Annotated in this window: 19 protein-coding genes; 4 read left to right on the top strand and 15 right to left on the bottom strand. The window is 68.6% G+C overall.

Going from position 1 to position 16,470, the window contains the following annotated elements; genetic code table 11:
- Nucleotides 1-66 precede the first annotated feature (66 nt).
- From K2X73_RS03540 to K2X73_RS03525, 4 genes are all read left to right on the top strand, one after another.
- On the top strand, nucleotides 67-543 hold the full coding sequence (locus K2X73_RS03540; protein WP_294108614.1) for a hypothetical protein: 477 nt from the start codon (nucleotides 67-69) through the stop codon (nucleotides 541-543).
- Nucleotides 544-554: 11 nt separating this feature from the next.
- Entirely contained in the window at nucleotides 555-920 is a 366-nt protein-coding gene (locus K2X73_RS03535; protein ID WP_294108612.1) for a hypothetical protein, read from the top strand.
- Nucleotides 917-1,732 carry a serine protease gene (locus K2X73_RS03530; protein WP_294108610.1) on the top strand — a complete coding sequence of 272 codons (816 nt, stop codon included), beginning with the start codon at nucleotides 917-919 and terminating at the stop codon, nucleotides 1,730-1,732. The genes K2X73_RS03535 and K2X73_RS03530 overlap by 4 nt, the downstream gene beginning before the upstream one ends.
- 209 nt (nucleotides 1,733-1,941) lie before the next feature.
- Nucleotides 1,942-2,337, top strand: a complete 396-nt coding sequence (locus K2X73_RS03525; RefSeq protein WP_294108608.1) for a LuxR C-terminal-related transcriptional regulator — start codon at nucleotides 1,942-1,944, stop codon at nucleotides 2,335-2,337.
- A 149-nt stretch (nucleotides 2,338-2,486) separates the two neighbouring features.
- Here the strand turns inward: K2X73_RS03525 and K2X73_RS03520 are convergent, their stop codons facing one another.
- The 15 genes from K2X73_RS03520 to K2X73_RS03450 all read right to left on the bottom strand — a co-directional run bounded on the left by K2X73_RS03520 (nucleotide 2,487) and on the right by K2X73_RS03450 (nucleotide 16,334).
- Nucleotides 2,487-3,050 (bottom strand): hypothetical protein, encoded by a 564-nt coding sequence (locus tag K2X73_RS03520; RefSeq protein ID WP_294108606.1) that lies wholly within the window; start codon nucleotides 3,048-3,050, stop codon nucleotides 2,487-2,489.
- A 202-nt stretch (nucleotides 3,051-3,252) separates the two neighbouring features.
- Complete coding sequence (locus tag K2X73_RS03515; RefSeq protein WP_294108604.1) at nucleotides 3,253-3,648, bottom strand: hypothetical protein; 396 nt, start codon at nucleotides 3,646-3,648, stop codon at nucleotides 3,253-3,255.
- Between the two features lie 169 nt (nucleotides 3,649-3,817).
- Entirely contained in the window at nucleotides 3,818-4,732 is a 915-nt protein-coding gene (locus K2X73_RS03510) for an Hsp33 family molecular chaperone HslO (RefSeq protein WP_294108602.1), read from the bottom strand.
- Between the two features lie 102 nt (nucleotides 4,733-4,834).
- Entirely contained in the window at nucleotides 4,835-5,752 is a 918-nt protein-coding gene (gene argF, locus K2X73_RS03505; RefSeq protein WP_294108600.1) for an ornithine carbamoyltransferase, read from the bottom strand.
- Between the two features lie 202 nt (nucleotides 5,753-5,954).
- Nucleotides 5,955-7,151 carry an aspartate aminotransferase family protein gene (locus K2X73_RS03500; RefSeq protein ID WP_294108598.1) on the bottom strand — a complete coding sequence of 399 codons (1,197 nt, stop codon included), beginning with the start codon at nucleotides 7,149-7,151 and terminating at the stop codon, nucleotides 5,955-5,957.
- 255 nt (nucleotides 7,152-7,406) lie between these two features.
- The gene (locus K2X73_RS03495) at nucleotides 7,407-7,661 is read right to left on the bottom strand and encodes a hypothetical protein (RefSeq protein ID WP_294108596.1); all 255 of its coding nucleotides are present in this window, start codon (nucleotides 7,659-7,661) and stop codon (nucleotides 7,407-7,409) included.
- Nucleotides 7,662-7,675: 14 nt separating this feature from the next.
- The gene (locus K2X73_RS03490; RefSeq protein ID WP_294108594.1) at nucleotides 7,676-8,719 is read right to left on the bottom strand and encodes a chemotaxis protein CheB; all 1,044 of its coding nucleotides are present in this window, start codon (nucleotides 8,717-8,719) and stop codon (nucleotides 7,676-7,678) included.
- A gap of 33 nt (nucleotides 8,720-8,752) precedes the next feature.
- A complete protein-coding gene (locus tag K2X73_RS03485; protein ID WP_294108592.1) occupies nucleotides 8,753-9,193 on the bottom strand; it encodes a chemotaxis protein CheW in 441 nt (146 codons plus the stop codon).
- An 11-nt stretch (nucleotides 9,194-9,204) separates the two neighbouring features.
- Entirely contained in the window at nucleotides 9,205-9,570 is a 366-nt protein-coding gene (locus K2X73_RS03480) for a response regulator (RefSeq protein ID WP_294108591.1), read from the bottom strand.
- 27 nt (nucleotides 9,571-9,597) lie between these two features.
- The gene (locus tag K2X73_RS03475; RefSeq protein ID WP_294108589.1) at nucleotides 9,598-10,146 is read right to left on the bottom strand and encodes a chemotaxis protein CheD; all 549 of its coding nucleotides are present in this window, start codon (nucleotides 10,144-10,146) and stop codon (nucleotides 9,598-9,600) included.
- Nucleotides 10,146-11,162: a chemotaxis response regulator protein-glutamate methylesterase gene (locus tag K2X73_RS03470; RefSeq protein ID WP_294108587.1), complete on the bottom strand. Its 1,017-nt coding sequence runs from the start codon at nucleotides 11,160-11,162 to the stop codon at nucleotides 10,146-10,148. The genes K2X73_RS03475 and K2X73_RS03470 overlap by 1 nt, the downstream gene beginning before the upstream one ends.
- Nucleotides 11,159-12,025 (bottom strand): protein-glutamate O-methyltransferase CheR, encoded by an 867-nt coding sequence (locus K2X73_RS03465; RefSeq protein WP_294108584.1) that lies wholly within the window; start codon nucleotides 12,023-12,025, stop codon nucleotides 11,159-11,161. Before K2X73_RS03465 ends, K2X73_RS03470 begins: the two co-directional genes overlap by 4 nt.
- The gene (locus K2X73_RS03460) at nucleotides 12,022-14,208 is read right to left on the bottom strand and encodes a chemotaxis protein CheA (protein ID WP_294108582.1); all 2,187 of its coding nucleotides are present in this window, start codon (nucleotides 14,206-14,208) and stop codon (nucleotides 12,022-12,024) included. Before K2X73_RS03460 ends, K2X73_RS03465 begins: the two co-directional genes overlap by 4 nt.
- Nucleotides 14,205-14,477 carry an STAS domain-containing protein gene (locus tag K2X73_RS03455; protein ID WP_294108580.1) on the bottom strand — a complete coding sequence of 91 codons (273 nt, stop codon included), beginning with the start codon at nucleotides 14,475-14,477 and terminating at the stop codon, nucleotides 14,205-14,207. Before K2X73_RS03455 ends, K2X73_RS03460 begins: the two co-directional genes overlap by 4 nt.
- A gap of 27 nt (nucleotides 14,478-14,504) precedes the next feature.
- Nucleotides 14,505-16,334: a methyl-accepting chemotaxis protein gene (locus K2X73_RS03450; RefSeq protein WP_294108578.1), complete on the bottom strand. Its 1,830-nt coding sequence runs from the start codon at nucleotides 16,332-16,334 to the stop codon at nucleotides 14,505-14,507.
- Between the last annotated feature and the right edge of the window lie 136 nt (nucleotides 16,335-16,470).

Raw genomic sequence — 16,470 nt, 5'->3', positions numbered from 1 at the left:
GCCGAGCACGCCCTTGCCCGGGCGACGGGGTGCGGTTGCGGGTGCGCTCGGTGCAGGAGCCGGGGGATGGCGCAGGCGCGGGCGGACGAGGCGGCGCGGCCCGCGCGGCGGCAGACACGTGGCGGGCGGCTGACGCTCGATCATTTCCAGGGCTGGACCGCGCCGGTCTCGCTCGCGGCGCTGCGCCAGGCGCGCGGGGGGCCGATCCCGGCCGCGCTGCGCCCCTTCTTCGCGACCGGGCGCCCCAATCTCTACCGCCTCACCCGCGCCGGGATCGACCGCGCCCGCCCGCTCACGATCGGCATGACCCGCACCCAGAAGCCTATTTTCCAGCGTATTCATGAACATAAGTACACTGCGCAGGGCGATCCCCGCGTCCGGGCCGCGCTCGCCCGGATCCCGGAGGGCGCGATTCTGGTCCAGGCGGGCATCCTGCGCGGGCCCGATCTCTCAGTGTCGCTGGCGCATGTCTATGAGGGCCTGCTCCAGGCGCGCGAGCGGCCGCAGCTGAAGGATCCGAGCACCACCACCTTCGAGGATTGAGGAGAAACGCGATGGACCGGACTGGCGCGCGCCGCGAATATCTCGCCGAACTCGACGCGCTGGTGCTGGCCGAGGTGCGGGCGCTTCAGCCGCGCCCGGCCCCGCCCGGGCAACGCCACGCCCCGCCCGAGCCGCCCCGCGCCCGTCCCGCGCCGCGCCCGGACGCCGCCGCGCCGCCCCGGGCAGCGCCGGACCTCGCGCTGCTCGACGTGGAGGATCGGGCGTTCGTCGATCGCACCGTCGCCTGGCTCCGCGGCCGGCCCAACCCAGACATCGTCGCCGACGCACTATGGGCCGCGATCGCCGATGCCCCGCCCGCCCAACCCGCCGCCGACGATCCCAGCGCCGACGCGCCCCCCGCCGGGGACGCGCCATGACCGACTTGGCCGACGCCATCCCCTACGCGCTTGACCGGCTGGTCGATGAAGCGGACTATGCCGTAATCGGCCCCAATGACGGTCGCCGCCGGGTGATCGCCACCAACCGCTTTCCCTGGTCGGCGATCTGCCATATCGAGCGCGACTTCGGATCGGACCGCCTTTCGGGCTGCACCGCGTTCCTGATCGGGCCGACGACGCTGCTCACCGCCGCGCATTGCCTGATGAGCCCGATGCGCCGGGTGCTGCGCGTGCCGAGCGCGCCGCAGCGCATCCGCGTGACCCCGGGCCGCGCCAACGCGGCGACCCGGCCGTTCGGCGCGCAATGGGCGGCATCGTGGCGGGTCCACCCCGAATATGCGCGCCGCCCCCGCGCCGAGGTGGATATCGGCGTGATCGAGCTCGCGCGGCCGTTCCATCCCGATCCGCGCCATTTCGCGCTGATGGCGCCCAATGACGCGGCGCTGCGTCGCCTGCGCCAGCGGCGGCTGGTCCATATCAGCGGCTATCCGGGGGACAAGCCGCTCGGCACCCAGTGGCAGCATGAGGAGCGGCTCGATCGCGTCGATGCCGCGCGGCTCCATTACACGGTCGATACCTGCCCCGGGCATAGCGGCGCGCCGATCTGGGTGACGCTCGATCCGCGCCGTCCGCCGCGCGTGATCGGCGTCCACACCGCCGGCCCCAAGCCGCACGCCGGCGGCGCCTGGGGCTGCCGCGCCGGTGTGCCGCTGGCGCCCGCCGGGCTGTTCAACAGTGGGGTGCGGCTGACTCCGGCGGTGCTCGCCGCACTCGGCATCGCTTATGGATAAGATAACGCACACGCCATGATTGACTCGACTCGACTCGAAATTTGTGGCTAATCTGTAACTGAAGCCGAAAATCCGAAGCCGAATTGGCAAAAGCACCGCTTGGCGGGGGTATTCGCGTGCCTGACGTTTTGAAGAACAGCGCCCTGGCGCAGCCCAGTTCTCAACCGTCTCCGGGCGAGGTCGAGGGCAGTTGTCGCGAACGCTTGTGCGTGATTGACGGGGTTCGTTTCGCTGCTGTCCCCGAACGCGATTTCGCCACAAAAGATGGCATTTTATTTGGCGCGAGCCCCGTCGGACGGATCGACCTGGATGGCGAGCCCTATTTGCTGTTCGATCGCCCCAAGGCAGCGCCCGCGACCCGCGCCGCCGAAGTGTTGACACGTCGCGAGCTGCAAGTCGCGATGCTAGTCGCGCAGGGCAAGTGCGACAAGCAGATCGCCCGCCAGCTCGGCATCAGCGGCTATACCGTGCGCGAGCATCTGCGCCGCACCTTCGCCAAGCTCAACGTCCCCCGCCGCGCGGCGCTGGTCGCGGTGATCCTGCAACAAGGCGCCGAGCGCGGGCTGGCGGACGAGGGCGCGCTGGCGATCGGCGGCGGCGGCTGAGCGAAGGTGTGGCGCCATACTGACGAGCAGCGCGGTGTTGCTTGGGGTGTGCGTTGAACTGGGGCCGCTCTCTGCGAGACGGGGGGGCGTCCGGGATGGGGTGGTTTGCTGCCGTTCGCCCGACCAACGAACGATTGCGACAAAGCACGCTAGGTTATCGGCTTTCTGCAAGTCGGTCCATAGGCGACCTTATAGGTCTTGCCGAAGCAGCGGATCAGCCCATCGACCACGCCGAGGTTAGGTGGCCAACTGCGCCCCGCATTGAGGTCGCTCGGCTTTGGTAGCTCGGCCAACCGTTTGCGAGCCTTCGTCAGCGCAACCTTATCGCGCCGAAGGAAAGCGATGGTCGCATCGACATATGGGTTCCATCCGAACTTGTCCCGGTTAGCCGGCTCACGAGACTTATCCATCAGCGGGATGGCTGCTCCATAGTCGCCAGCCTCAGCTCGAAGCTGAGCCTCATGCCAATAGAGTAACGGAAGGTAGGCTTCGGCGTTCATCCGATAGGCTCGAACCATATTGGCGGCAGCCTCTTCGCAGCCGGGCTTCGACGAAAGGGCGCGCCATCCAGCGGTCGCGTCTTGGTCAAAGGCATTAAACCCTAAATCGAGGCCGTTTGAATCGTATTTGCATTGATCGTTAGCTGGCGGTGGTGCGGGAGCGGTTGTCGCAGCCTGCTCCGCTGCTAGCAGCAATGCGATCAGTGCGATCATTCTGCGTCTCTCTCAGCTATGTCGCTGCTCTGAGTAGCTGCGATAGCACGTTGCTTAGAAGGTCAGCTAGTGGAGCGAAAGCTGCCACTTCCAACCTCTCCCCAAAGGGAGAGCGAGGGCGTTAACTGCCTCTAAAAACGGACGGACCGCTTTCACCGGCCTCCAGCCGGCAACACCGCCTGCCGCGGCGCCCGCTCGCCGCTCATTTTCGCGCCGACTGGCACGCCCCCGTCCGCGTCAGCTGATAGCGCAGGTCGAAGGGGGCGCCGTGATCGATGCCTTGCGTTTCCAGCGCCAGGCTCCGCCCGGTTTCCAGCGTCAGCACAGTGCGGCCATGGCCGGCGCCGGGGCAGGTATAGTGCACCGTCGCCGCGCGCGGGCTGTCGTCGATCAGGCGGCGGCTGCAATCGGCCATGCCGTGTTCGATCTGAAGCAGGCTCGCCGGATCGGTGATGCACAGCGCGCGCGTGGTGCCGCTGCCCAGCTCGCGCAGCTGCCAGTTGCCGGGCTCGATTCCCGCCAGCACCGCCGGCGCCTGAGCCGGGGCGGCGGCCACCAAAGCGGCACCCATCGCGATCAGCCAAATTGGGCGGGCCATAACCAGCATCCCTCGCAGCCGCACGGCGAAGAGCGCCGCGCCGCCATAAGATGGTGCGTCGATTACCGTTGCGCAATGTCCTGGAGTCGGTTCGGAACAGGCGCCAGCCGCCATTTCGGGACGGCGCCCGCCGGCGGTACGGGCGTTCGGCGCCTTTCTGGCCTGACTCTCAGTCGACGCGCTCGCCGACCCGGATCGGGAAATGCTTCGCGCAGAACGCGCAATCGACCATGATCACCCCATCGGCATCGGCCATTTCGGCCTGCTCCTCGGGCGGAAACTTGGCGAGCACCTGCGCGATATAGTCGGCCGAGCAGCGGCAGCCGCGCGACAGCACCAGCTCGCTCAGCACCCGCACCTCGGGCTCCTCGTTGAACAGCCGCCAGACGAGGGTTTCGAGCGGGGTGGCGCTGTCGGCGATCTCCTCCACCTCCATCGTCGCGCCGAGCGCCTCGACATGGTGCCATTCAGGGTGATCGAGCCGGGTGTGGAGCCGCTCGCGCCCCTCCTCGCCCTCGGGCAGGTGCTGGAGCAGCAAGCCGCCCGCGACGCGGCGGCCGTCGCTCAGCCGGCGCAACCCCGCGCGCACCAGCGTCGGGATCTGCTCGCTCTGCGCGAAATAGCTTTGCGCCGCCTCGGCGAGCGTCTCGCCATCCAAGGGCACGATGCCCTGATAGCGCTCCCCGGTCAGCGCCTGGTCGAAGGTGATGGCGAGATAGCCCGCGCCGCCGAACAGCGCCTGCAGCCCCGGCGTCTGGGGAAACGCGGCGACCTGATCGGCGTCGAACTGGACATAGCCGCGCAGCGCCCCGCCCTTATAGTCGGCGACCATCAGCCGGACCGGACCGGCCTCGGTCTGGGTCTGCATGGTGAGCTGGCCTCCGGCATCCTTCAGCGTCGCGCCGATCAGCGCGGCGAGCGTCAGCGCCTCGGCGAGCAGCGCCTCGATCACCGGCGGATAAGCGTGCGCCGCGAGGATTTCGTCGAGCAGCGGCCCCAGCCGCGCGAAACGGCCGCGGGCGTGGCGGCCGGGGATGGTGAAGCCCAGCGCGCGGTCAAGATCGGTGCGTATCAGGTCGTCCATGGTCAATCCGTTGGTCTTGCCCCTTCGGATCGCACACGAAAAAGGCCGCGCCGCGCTGGGCGCCGTTGAACTGCCGCTAGATAGGAAGCGTGGGCGCGCGTCTCAACCGATCTGGCCGAAGCACCAGCGCAGCACCGATTTCTGCGCGTGGAGCCGGTTCTCCGCCTCGGGCCAGATATGCGATTGCGGGCCGTCGATCACTTCGGCCAGCACTTCCTCGCCGCGATGCGCGGGCAGGCAGTGGAGGAAGATCGCCTCGGGCTTGGCGAGCGCCATCAGCGCGGGGGTTACCTGGTACGGCATCATCGCCGCGAGCTTCGCCTCGGCATGGGCCTGGCCCATCGAGATCCAGGTATCGGTGACGACGACATCGGCGCCGGCCACCGCCGCCGCCGGATCGCCGGTGCAGCGCGCGCGGCCCTGGCCAAGCGCGATCACCTCGGGCGCGGGGGTGTAGCCTTTCGGACAAGCGGCGATCACCTCGAACCCCATCAGCCCGCCCGCCTCGACGATCGAGGTAAGCACGTTGTTGCCATCGCCTAGCCAGGCGAGCTTCAGCCCGGGGAGCGGCTTGCCCGCCTCGATGATCGTCAGCAGATCGGCCATGATCTGGCAGGGGTGCGAGTGATCGGTGAGGCCGTTGATCACGGGGACGCTCGCGCGCGCCGCCATTTCCTCCACCTTCGCATGATCGTCGGTGCGGATCATGATCGCATCGACATAGCCCGAGAGGACGCGCGCGGTATCGGCGATCGTCTCGCCGCGGCCGAGCTGCATGGAGCCGGCATCCGCGACGATGGTGGTGCCGCCCAATTGGCGCATCGCCATGTCGAAGCTGAAGCGGGTGCGGGTGCTGTTCTTCTCGAACACCATCGCCAGCGTGCGCCCGGCGAGCGGCGCGTCGGCATCGGGCGTGCCCTTGGGCCAGCCGGCGCGCGCCGCCTTGCGATCGAGCGCGTCGGCGATCATCGCGGCGATCCCGTCGCCCCCGGCGTCGGACAGGTTGAGGAAGTGGCGCATCGCTACGCCGCACCGTGAATAGCCCTCTCCCCTTTAGGGGAGTTCCGGGTCGGTTGTGCCCCCAGCACAACCTCAACATCGCGGGGCGATGTTGCCCCGGAACTGGTTGGGTGAGGGGGTGATCCAGAGGGTGACGCGTGCAAGCTCTTCCCCTCACCCCGACCCTCTCCCCCAAGGGGGAGAGGGAGATTGGCGGCGGACCTCACGCCGCCAATGCCGGCGCGAAGCTGCGCGCGGCCTCCGAGAGCTTCTCGACGCATTCGGCGATATGCGCTTCCTCGATCACCAGCGGCGGCAGAATGCGCACGACGTTATCGCCCGCCGCGACCGTCAGCAGCCCGTGACGGTCGCGCGCATGCGCCACGAAATCGCGCGAGACCGCCGCTTCCTTCAGCTTCAGCCCCAGCATCAGCCCCTTGCCGCGCACGCTTTCGAACACCGCGTCGTGATTGGGGATCATCTGTTCGAGCGCGGCGCGCAGCCGTTCGCCCATCATGGTGACATGGTCGAGGAAGCCGGGCTCCAGCAGCACATCGAGCACCGCCTCACCCGCCGCCATCGCCAGCGGGTTGCCGCCATAGGTCGAGCCGTGGGTGCCGAACACCATGCCCTTCGCCGCTTCCTCGGTCGCCAGGCACGCGCCGAGCGGGAAGCCGCCACCAATCCCCTTGGCCACCGCCATGATGTCGGGTGTCAGGCCGTAATGCTCGTGCGCGAACAGCTTGCCGGTGCGGCCATAGCCCGCCTGCACCTCGTCGAGCACCAACAGCAGGCCGTGTTCGTCGCACGCCGCGCGCAGACCTTTGAGGAAGGCGTCGGACGCCGGGCGGATGCCGCCCTCGCCCTGCACCGGTTCGACCAGGAAGCCGGCGGTGTGATCGTTCACCAGCGCCAGCGCCGCCTCCAGATCGTCGAACGGGGCGTAGGCGAAGCCGGGGAGCAGCGGCTCGAACCCGTCGCGCATCTTGGGCTGGTTGGTCGCGCTGATCGTGCCCATCGTGCGGCCGTGAAAGGCGTTGTTGAAGGTGATCAGCGTGTGCCGCTGCGGGTTGCCGTTCACGTGATGATAGCGGCGCGCGGTCTTGATCGCGCATTCCACCGCTTCCGCGCCCGAATTGGTGAAGAACACCGTATCGGCGAAAGTCGCATCGACCAGCCGCTGCGCGAAATGCTCGCCCTGGGGGGAGCCATAGAGGTTCGAGACGTGCATCAGCGTCGCCGCTTGATCGGCGATCGCCTGGACGAGCTTGGGATGGCCGTGGCCGAGCGCGTTGACCGCGATGCCGCTCGCGAAATCGAGATAGCGCTCGCCGCGCTCGCCGATCAGGTAGCAGCCCTCGCCGCGCACCGGTCGCACATCGCACCGCGGATAGACGGGCATGAGCGGAGTGATGGGCATGGGCGGGCCTCCTCTTGCAGAAACGCGAAAGGGCGACACCAGGGCCGCCCTGAACCGCGTTTTTAGAAGGCTTGGCGGTGGAGCGCAACGGTGCGGGGGCCGCCGCGTCCACGCGCTAGATAGCTGCGCCGCGCGCGATCGGCCCACGCCCGTCCCCTCCCTTTCAGGGAGGGGTGTATCGTTCGCCCTAGGGCCAAGCCCCTCCCTGCAAGGGAGGGGATGGGGATGGGTGGCAACAGCGCGCCACCGCCCCGCTCAGGCCGCCAGCAGCCGCTGCTTCAGTTCCGCGAAGCTGCATTCGGCGACCGCCTGCTCCATCGGATCGGCGGTCACGATCCGTGCCAGACAATTTTGCTGCTGCGCGATCGCGTCGATCGCCTGCAGCGTCGTGAGGTTGCGTTGCATCATTTCGACATCGCTGCACAGCACTTCGCCGAGCGCTTCGATCTCGGTCGCGAGGCGCGACAATTGGGCGCCGACGCGCTCCAGCCAGTGATTACGATCATTCATTGCCAATTCCCCGCTCATGCCGCCGCGCTCAGGCTGATCCGCTCGAGCATCACCTCGGCGATATCGCCGGGCGCGAGCAGTTTGAGACCGGGCACGCGCCCCTGCGCCGCCGTGATCGCCTCGGCGATCAGCGCGGTCGCGGGGTCTTGCGCCGCGACCCGCCCACCGGCACCCGCGATCGCCGCGAGCCCGGCCGCGCCGTCGCCGCCCGCACCCGACAGGATCACCCCGCCGGCGCGCTTGCCCGCCGCTTTGGCGAGGGTGGCGAACAGCATGTCGGCGGAAGGTCGCGCGCCCTGCACCGGATCGCGATCGAGCATCCGGATCACGCCGCCCGGCCAGCGATCGATCACGATATGGTGAGTCGAGACACCCGCCACATAGATATGCCCTTCGAGCAGCGGCATTCCGTCCGCCGCCATTTTCACCTCGGGCGCGACCGCGCGGGCGAGCTTGGCGCCGAACGGCACCAGCAGCCCTTCGTCCATCGGCTGGACGAGGATGGTCGGCGGGCAGTTGGCGGGGAACCGCGCGAGCAGTTCGACCGCCGCGTCCGGCCCGTCCATGCCGCCAGCGATGCCGAGCACCGCGCCGTCATACCGATAATCGCGCACCACGCCCTTGGCTTCCTTCGCCTCGCCCTTCTTGGCGAGCACGTTGGTCTTGGAGGCGGCGATCACCAGCTTGCACAATTTGCCGGAAATCTTCTCGAACTCGTCGGGGGTCGCGCGGGCGGGCTTGGGGAAGCAGTCGACCGCACCGATTTCCAGCGCGCGCAGCGAAACGTCGCCGCCCTTATGCGTCAGCGTCGACAGCATGATCACAGGCATCGGCTTCTTGTCCATGATCTCGGCCAGGAAATCGAGGCCGTTCATGCCGGGCATTTCGACGTCGAGCGTCAAGACGTTGGGCCGCAATTGTTCGATGAGCTGGCGCGCTTCCGCGGCGTCTCCAGCGGCACCGACGACGACAATGTCCTTACTCCGTTCCAGCGCGCTCGAAAACAGCGCCCGCATGGTGAGCGAATCGTCGACCACCAGCACTTTGATTGCGGCCATAACCCAGTCCTTAAATAAACTCGTGCTGCGGCATCACGCCGCGTCGCGCAGTTCGATCTCGCCGGTCAGCGTCGGCAGATCGAGCACCATCACCATCCGCTCGTCGATCGCGACCAGCCCTTCCAGGAACGGCACGACGCTGTCGGCCTCGGTCGCCGGCGGCGGCTGCAGCTGATTGTCCTCGAACGTCACGATGTCGCTCACCGAATCGACGATCAGGCCGCGGAACTGGTCCTTCACGCGCGTCACGATGATCACGTGGCGGGCGGTGGGATCGGTCGCGTTCCAGCCGAGCCGGGCGGCGAGATCGATCACCGGCAGCACCGTGCCACGCAGGTTCACGACCCCGGCGACATAACCCGGCACGTGCGGCAGCCGGGTCGTCGGCGTCCAGGCCCGGATTTCGCGGATCGCCATGATGTCCACCCCGAACACCTGGCTCTCGACTTGGAACGTAATGATTTGACGCGCCATTTTCCCCTCCCTCAATGGCTCACGCGGCGCACCGCGGTGGCCAGTTTTTCCGCATCGAACGGCTTCACGATCCAGCCGGTCGCCCCGGCGGCGCGGGCGCGCGCCTTTTTCTCGTCCGAGCTTTCGGTCGAGAGCACCAGGATCGGCCGATCGCGGTGACGATCATGCGCGCGCAGCTTCTCGATCAGGCCGAAGCCATCCATGCGCGGCATGTTGATGTCGGTGATGACGACATCGACATCGTTGGCGTCGAGCCACTCAAGCGCATCGACCCCGTCGACCGCCTGCGCCACCTCGAAACCCTTCTCGGTGAGCGCGGAACGCAGCAGCGCCCGCATCACATTGCTATCATCAACCGTCAAAACCTTGGTTTGCATCGCCTATTCCCCGCCTACTTCCCCAAATCAGAACAATTCCACATCGCCCGTGGCGCGCGGCGCGCGCTGCACCGGCTCCGGCGCCACCACCTCGGCCGCGACCGAGCGGCAGCGCGCCTTGCCGAGCGCGGGCAGAAATTCCACCCGCCGCGCGACGCTGCCGCCCAGATCGGCATGGACCACCGGGATCCGCTCGCGCTCCAGAAAGCTCTGCGCGAACTGCCCGTTGATGGTGCCGATCTTCAGCATCGCCCGGTGCATATTCGCGCCACCGTAAAGATGTGCTTTCATCCGGCCCTTGCTGGCACCCAGTCCGAGCATCTGGTTGATCAGCACTTCCATCAGGTAAGCGCCGTAATTCTCGTCCAATTCTCCCGCGCCGCGCCCCTGGGGCGGTTCGGCGAGCAAAAAATGATTCATGCCGCCCACGCCCGCCAGCGGATCGAACAGGCAGCAGGCGATGCAGCTGCCCAGCACCGTGGTGAGCGACAGGCCGGCCTCGTTGCTGGCGCGCGCCTGGCCCTGCATCACGGTGATGCGGCGGGCGTCGCCTTTCAGGATCGGTTGGTGGAACATCAGCCCCGACCTCCCAGCGCATAGCCGGCGATCTCGCCCAACCCGGCGACATGGCCGGCGGCGCCGAGCTGGATCGCCGCGCGCGGCATCCCGAACACGGTCGAGGTCGCTTCGTCCTGGGCGATGGTGGTCGCGCCCGCGCGCTTCATCGCGAGCAGGCCGTGCGCGCCGTCCGCGCCCATGCCGGTGAGCAGCACGCCCACCGCCGCCGGGCCGACCGCCTCCGCCACCGAGTGGAACAGCACGTCCACGCTCGGGCGGTGGCCGGAGACCGGGTCGCTCGCGCGCAGCTTGCTATAGAGCCCGCTGCCGGCGCGCACCGCCAAATGCCGGTCATTGCCCGGCGCCAGATAGACGTGACCGGGCAGCAACTTCACATCGGTTTCGGCGAGCTGCACCTTGGGCGCGCAGCTCTCGTCCAGGCGGCGCGCGACGGCGCCCGCGAAATGGCCGTTGATGTGCTGCACCACCAGGGTCGGCGGGCAATCGGCGGGGAAACTGCCGAGCAGTACGTGCAGCGCCTCCACCCCGCCGGTCGACGAGCCGATCGCGATCAGCGCGATGTCGCCGCGGCGCTCGGTGATCGCGGTGCGCGCCGGGCGCACGTCGATCTGGCGGCCGCGCGTGGCGGCGGCGGCGCGGATCGAATTGGCGAGGCGCCCGCCATCGCTCGACAGCAGCTCGCCCGGCCGCCCGCGCGGCTTGGCATAGCAATCGACCGCCCCCATCGCGAGCGCGCGCGCGGTGATCTCCGCCCCTTGCTGGGTGAGGCCCGAGACGATCACCACCGGCGTCGGGCGCAGCCGCATCAGCTTTTCGAGGAAATCGATGCCGCTCATCCCCGGCATTTCGATGTCGAGCGTCACGACATCGGGATCGAGCTGGCGGATCTTCGCCCGCGCGTCATTGGCGTCGACGGCGGTGTCGACCACTTGAATATCGGGCTCGTCGCGCAACAGCGCGCTCAGCAGCGCGCGCATCGTCGGCGAATCGTCGACGATCAGAACGCGGATCATGCTGCCTCCTTGCGGTAAATGGTGTTGCCAATGGGACGCAGCACACGGCTCGCCGGGCCGGTCACGCGCTCGCTATGGCCGATGTAGAGCAGCCCGCCGGGGCGCAGCTGCTCGGCGAAACGCGCGACCAGCCGTTCCTTGGTCGGCTGATCGAAATAGATCATCACGTTGCGACAGAAGATCACGTCGAACGGCTTGTTCATCGGCCAGGGGCCGAGCAGGTTCAGGGTGCGAAACCGCACCAGCCGCATCGCGTCGGCGGCGATCTGGGCGTGGTCGCCGCGCTCCTCGATCCAGGCACGGCGCAACGGCATCGGCACCGGCTCCACCGAGGCGATCGGATAGCGCCCCTCGCGCGCGGTGGCGAGCGCGTGGTCGGCGAGGTCGCTCGCCAGCACGATCACGTCGCGATCGGCGAACCGCCGCGCGGCGACGCGATCGGCGCCGAGCAGGGTCGTCACGATCGACCAGGTTTCCTCGCCGCTGGAGCAGCCCGCCGACCACACCCGCACCGGCTGCCCGGCCTGGGCGCGCTCGATCAGCCGCGTGCGTACCTCGCCGCCCAGATGTTCGAAATGATGCTCCTCGCGGAAGAAGAAAGTGTGGTTGGTGGTGAGCGAGCACACCGCCTTGCGCCGCTCTTCCTTGTCCTCGTCGAGCAGCTTCACATAGTTGGCGAAGGTGCCGCAATTGCGCCGGCGAACATGCGGGGCGAGGCGCGAATAGACCAGCATCGCCTTGCCCTGGGGCAGCACGATCCCCGCCTCGCGGTAGATCAGATCGCGCACCGCGGCGAAATCGGCCGCGTCGTACACGCCGGCGCTGACCCCGGGCATCCGTTCGAAGGCGAGCGCCTCGCTCATGCGGCGACCACCGCGTCGGCGGCGTTCACCGCCCGCGCGACGACCGCGTCGACATCGACGATCAGCGCGACCTCGCCATTGCCGAGGATCGTCGCCCCCGCCACGCTATCGACCGAGCGATAATGCGTCGCCAGGCTCTTGATCACGAACTGGCGCTGGTCGGCGATCATATCGACCTGCAGCGCGGCCTGGCCGGCGCTTTCGGTATCGACGATGATCAGCACCGCCTCGCACGGGTCGGCGACCGCGTCGCGCGCGCCGAGCGCCCGATCGAGCGGGATCACCGGGATGAAGCGGCCCCGAACGTTGAGCATCCGCCGGCCCACGCCCATCGGCGCGATTTCGGCCTCGGTCGGGCGAAGGCTTTCGACCACATGGGCGAGCGGCACGACCAGCGTCTGATCCCCCACCGTCACGATCATCCCGTCCGAAATGGCGAGCGTCAGCGGCAGCGCGAGGGTGAAGGTGCAGCCCTCGCCAGGGCGCGAATCGATGGTGATGCGGCCGCCCAGATTCTTCACGTTCTGGCGGACCACGTCCATGCCGACGCCGCGACCCGAGATGTTCGACACCTGCTGCGCGGTGGAGAAGCCCGGCGCGAAGATCAGATTGTCGATCTCCTCGTCGCTCAGCTGGGCGTCGGGCGCGACCAGGCCGCGCTCCTTGGCCTTGGCGAGCACACGCTCGCGGTTGATGCCGCGACCATCATCCTTGATGTGGATCAGGATGCGGCCCGAACGCTGTTCGGCGGACAGGTGCAGCAGCCCTTCGGCCGACTTGCCGGCGGCAAGGCGATCGGCGGCGGGTTCGATGCCGTGATCGACCGCGTTGCGGATCAAATGGGTCAGCGGCTCGCCCAGGCGTTCGAGCACGGTCTTGTCGAGTTCGGTCGCCTCGCCCGACATTTCCAGCCGCACGCGCTTGCCGGTATGCGCCTCCAGCTCGCGCAGGATGCGCGGCACGCGGCTGAACACCGAACCGATCGGTTGCGCGCGAATGCTCATCGCGCTTTCCTGGATGTCGCGGGTCAGGCCATCGAGCACCGCCAGTTCCTCGACCGCGGCGAGCCCTTGCGCCGACAGGCGCTGGGCGAGCATCGCCTGGGCGATCACCAGCTCGCCCACCGTGTCGATCAGGCGATCGAGCTTGGTCAGGTCGATACGGATCGACTGGACGGCGGGGCCGGCGGAAACCGGCGCTTCATCGCTCGACGGCCGTTCGGCGACCGGCGCGGGGGCCGGCGCGGGCGGCGTGGCCTCGGCGACCGGGGCCGGGGCAGGCTTGGGTGCCGGCACGGGCGCGGGTTCGACCGGGGCGGCGGCGACCGGCGCGGGCGCCGCGACCACCGGTTCGACCGCGACCGGCGCGGGAACGGGCTCGGGCGCGGCCGGCTCGGCCACGGCGGTGCCCATCAGCTCGATCGTCAGCTCGACATCGTCGCCGACGAAATCGAAAATCTCCTCGATCGCGCTTTTGTCGACACTCGCCGGCACGCGATATTCCCAGCCGAGATAGGCGGCGCCGACATCGAATTGTTCGAGCTGGGGCACCTGTTCGGCGTCCATCGCGGTGCAGACCGCACCGAGCCCGACCAGTTCGCGGATCAGGAACAACGGCTCGCCGCCATTGGCCAGCGCGCCTGCCTTGGGACGGATGCTCACCCGCCAATCCGGCGCCGAGGGCGCTTCCTCGGGCTCGGGCGAGATATCGGCCATCAGCGCGTCGAGATCGAAGTCGAGCCCGTCCGACGCGGGTGCCGGCTCGGCTTCCGCCGCCGGGGCCTCGCCCGCGCCGCCGCTCGCGAAATTGCCGCCGCGCGCGGCGTCGAGCTCGGCGAGGATCGCGGCGTCGTTCGGCGCATCGCCATTGGCGCGGCAGACATTGACGTGATCGGCGAGTACGTCGAGCGCGCGCAGCATCAGCGCGTTGAGCGGATCGGAGAGCGGCAGCAGCCCGTCGCGCACGTCCGACAGCAGCGTCTCGAAGCCATGGGTGAAGGCCTGGAGCGCTTCATAGCCGAACGCCCCCGCCCCGCCCTTGATCGAATGGACCGCGCGGAACACCGCGTTGATCGTCTCGGCGTCCGCCGTGCCGGCCTGGCAGGCCGACAGGCCGGCTTCGGCGGCGGCGAGCGCTTCCTCGCACTCGACGAAGAAAATCGCCTGGATTTCGTCCGCGGTCATGCCGCCCCTCCCTCAAACAGCTGGCCTTCGGCCCCCACCATCGCCGCCATTTCGCGCAGCGCGTCGGACGGCTTGATCAGGCAGGCCTGGCCCAGTTCGGCCGCGGTCTTGCGTGCGCTCAGCAGCAGCTGGAGCACCGCCTGGCCGGGCTTGGCGACTTCGGTCGCGTCGATCGTCACCGGCCCCTGGCCGAGCGCCTGGAGCAGCGGATCGACCAGCTGGACGATCGCTTGGCGGTCACAACGTGCTGGCAGCGTGATGTCAGTCATCGCATTTCCCTCCCCGGTCCGCCGGGATCAGAATTCAGTCCAATCCTCGTCATCAACGGGCGCGGCCTTTAGCGCGAGGTTACCGTCGACCGCCGGCGTTACCCGTTTCGGGCGACGCACCGGCGCCGGGGGGGCTTCGTAAGCCTGGGGCCGGGGCGCATCGCTCGCCACGAAGCGCTGGACGAGCGCGGAGAGGGTATCCGCCTCGGTGGCGAGGCTGCGCGCCGCCGCGGTCGATTCCTCGACCATCGCCGCGTTCTGCTGGGTCATCTTGTCCATGTCGGCGACGGCGGCGTTAACCTGTTGCAGGTTGGCCGCCTGGGTCTCGGCCGATTGGGCGATGCCGCCGACCATCGTGCTGATCTCGCCCACCCGGTCGACGATGCGCTTCAGCATCTGGCCAGTCTCGCCGACCAACGCGACGCCGCCCGACACCTGCTCGCCCGAGGTGAGAATCAGCGCCTTGATGTCCTTGGCGGCATCGGCCGAACGCTGCGCCAGCGCCCGCACCTCGCTCGCGACCACCGCGAAGCCCCGGCCCGCGTCACCGGCGCGCGCCGCCTCGACCCCGGCGTTCAGCGCCAGCAGGTTGGTCTGGAAGGCGATCCCGTCGATCACGTTGATGATCTGGGTGATCTGCTGCGAGCTCTTCTCGATCGCGCTCATCGCGGCGACGGTGCGTTCGACGACTTCGCCGCCGGCGCTCGCCTCGCGGTGGGTCTCGCCGATCGCGCGCTTCACCTCGATCGCCGAGCGGGCGGTGTCCGCGACGCCGACCGTCACCTGGTTCATCGCGGCGGTGGTTTCCTCGAGCGAGGCCGCCTGCTGTTCGGTGCGGCGCGCCAGATCGTCGGACGCGGCGCGGATCTCGGTCGAGCCGTTATGCACGCTCTGCGCCGAATGGGCGACGCCGGTCAGCGTTTCGCCCAGCCCGGCGACGGTCTGGTTGAAGCCGTGGCGCAGCGCTTCATATTCGGCCGGCAGCGGCTCTTCGATGCTGTAGTTCAGATTGCCCGCGCCGAGCTGTTCGAGCCCGGCGGCGATCACATCGACGACGTGGCGCTGCTTGGCCTCGGCCTCGACATTGCGCTTGGCCGCGCCCCGGAACACTTCGAGCGCGTCGACGATCGTGCCGATCTCGTCCTGGCGGCCGGCGCCTTCGACCGCGGCGTCGAGATCGCCCGCGGCCATCGCCTGCATCGCCTCGGCGGTCTTGGTGAGCGGACGCAGCGCCAGCCGGTTGAGATACCACAGCCCGCCGAGCACCAGCGCGAGCATCACCACCGCGAGCCCGCCGAGCAGCGCATAGGTAGTGCGCAAGGTGCTGGTAGCGGATGCCTCGGCGTCCTTCTGCTCGGCGGCGAGCACCTCGCCCAGCTTGGTCGCTTCGCCGGCCTGGAGATCGATATGGGCCTGCAGATCGTTATAGGCGGTGTCGATCTTCTCCTTGTCGCCGCTCGCCAGCGCCGGGACGAAGCTCTTCTCGACGGTGTCGAACAGCGCGTCGCTCTCGGCGTTGGCGCGCTTCAGTTGGTCGTGGACCTTGGCGGGCAGCGCGGCACGCTCCCAATAGGCGCGGCGATCGCGATAGGCCTTTTCGAGTTCCTTCAGCCGTTCATGCCGGGCCTCGAGCGTGGCGGGCTCATAATAAAGGCGGGTCGCCTCCAGCGCCGCGTCGGTCATCAGCAGCGGGGCGGGCAAGGAGTCGGTCGCCAGCTTCTGCGCCAGGTCGGTGCGCTGCTGCACTTCTCCACCGACACTGATCTTGCTGACCCCAAGCGACATGACCACCGCGCTCACCGCAAGCGTGCCGACCACGACAGCGCCCCCGATCTGGCCTTTCACCCGAATTTTCATCTGTGCCCCTCTAGCTCGCATCCGGACACCGGCCGGATCGGGCGCGGCGGGAGCAAGGCCCACCGCACGCCCGGCTCCGCACGCCGGTCAACCAGCGCTAGGGCCCGGGTGGTAAATTTTGCTTTTAGCCTGCCGA

Source organism: Sphingomonas sp. (genome assembly GCF_019746665.1).
Lineage (GTDB): Bacteria > Pseudomonadota > Alphaproteobacteria > Sphingomonadales > Sphingomonadaceae > Sphingomonas.
The sequence above is the reverse complement of the archived record's forward strand: the minus strand, read 5'-3'. Positions and strand labels throughout refer to the sequence as shown.

Excerpts from the sequence above, each read along its gene's own strand:
- K2X73_RS03540 (WP_294108614.1), top strand. The coding sequence starts at position 67 with ATGGCGCAGGCGCGGGCGGACGAGGCGGCGCGGCCCGCGCGGCGGCAG.
- K2X73_RS03535 (WP_294108612.1), top strand. The coding sequence starts at position 555 with ATGGACCGGACTGGCGCGCGCCGCGAATATCTCGCCGAACTCGACGCG.
- K2X73_RS03530 (WP_294108610.1), top strand. The coding sequence starts at position 917 with ATGACCGACTTGGCCGACGCCATCCCCTACGCGCTTGACCGGCTGGTC.
- K2X73_RS03520 (WP_294108606.1), bottom strand. The coding sequence starts at position 3,050 with ATGATCGCACTGATCGCATTGCTGCTAGCAGCGGAGCAGGCTGCGACA.
- K2X73_RS03515 (WP_294108604.1), bottom strand. The coding sequence starts at position 3,648 with ATGGCCCGCCCAATTTGGCTGATCGCGATGGGTGCCGCTTTGGTGGCC.
- K2X73_RS03510 (WP_294108602.1), bottom strand. The coding sequence starts at position 4,732 with ATGGACGACCTGATACGCACCGATCTTGACCGCGCGCTGGGCTTCACC.
- argF (WP_294108600.1), bottom strand. The coding sequence starts at position 5,752 with ATGCGCCACTTCCTCAACCTGTCCGACGCCGGGGGCGACGGGATCGCC.
- K2X73_RS03500 (WP_294108598.1), bottom strand. The coding sequence starts at position 7,151 with ATGCCCATCACTCCGCTCATGCCCGTCTATCCGCGGTGCGATGTGCGA.
- K2X73_RS03495 (WP_294108596.1), bottom strand. The coding sequence starts at position 7,661 with ATGAATGATCGTAATCACTGGCTGGAGCGCGTCGGCGCCCAATTGTCG.
- K2X73_RS03490 (WP_294108594.1), bottom strand. The coding sequence starts at position 8,719 with ATGGCCGCAATCAAAGTGCTGGTGGTCGACGATTCGCTCACCATGCGG.
- K2X73_RS03485 (WP_294108592.1), bottom strand. The coding sequence starts at position 9,193 with ATGGCGCGTCAAATCATTACGTTCCAAGTCGAGAGCCAGGTGTTCGGG.
- K2X73_RS03480 (WP_294108591.1), bottom strand. The coding sequence starts at position 9,570 with ATGCAAACCAAGGTTTTGACGGTTGATGATAGCAATGTGATGCGGGCG.
- K2X73_RS03475 (WP_294108589.1), bottom strand. The coding sequence starts at position 10,146 with ATGTTCCACCAACCGATCCTGAAAGGCGACGCCCGCCGCATCACCGTG.
- K2X73_RS03470 (WP_294108587.1), bottom strand. The coding sequence starts at position 11,162 with ATGATCCGCGTTCTGATCGTCGACGATTCGCCGACGATGCGCGCGCTG.
- K2X73_RS03465 (WP_294108584.1), bottom strand. The coding sequence starts at position 12,025 with ATGAGCGAGGCGCTCGCCTTCGAACGGATGCCCGGGGTCAGCGCCGGC.
- K2X73_RS03460 (WP_294108582.1), bottom strand. The coding sequence starts at position 14,208 with ATGACCGCGGACGAAATCCAGGCGATTTTCTTCGTCGAGTGCGAGGAA.
- K2X73_RS03455 (WP_294108580.1), bottom strand. The coding sequence starts at position 14,477 with ATGACTGACATCACGCTGCCAGCACGTTGTGACCGCCAAGCGATCGTC.
- K2X73_RS03450 (WP_294108578.1), bottom strand. The coding sequence starts at position 16,334 with ATGAAAATTCGGGTGAAAGGCCAGATCGGGGGCGCTGTCGTGGTCGGC.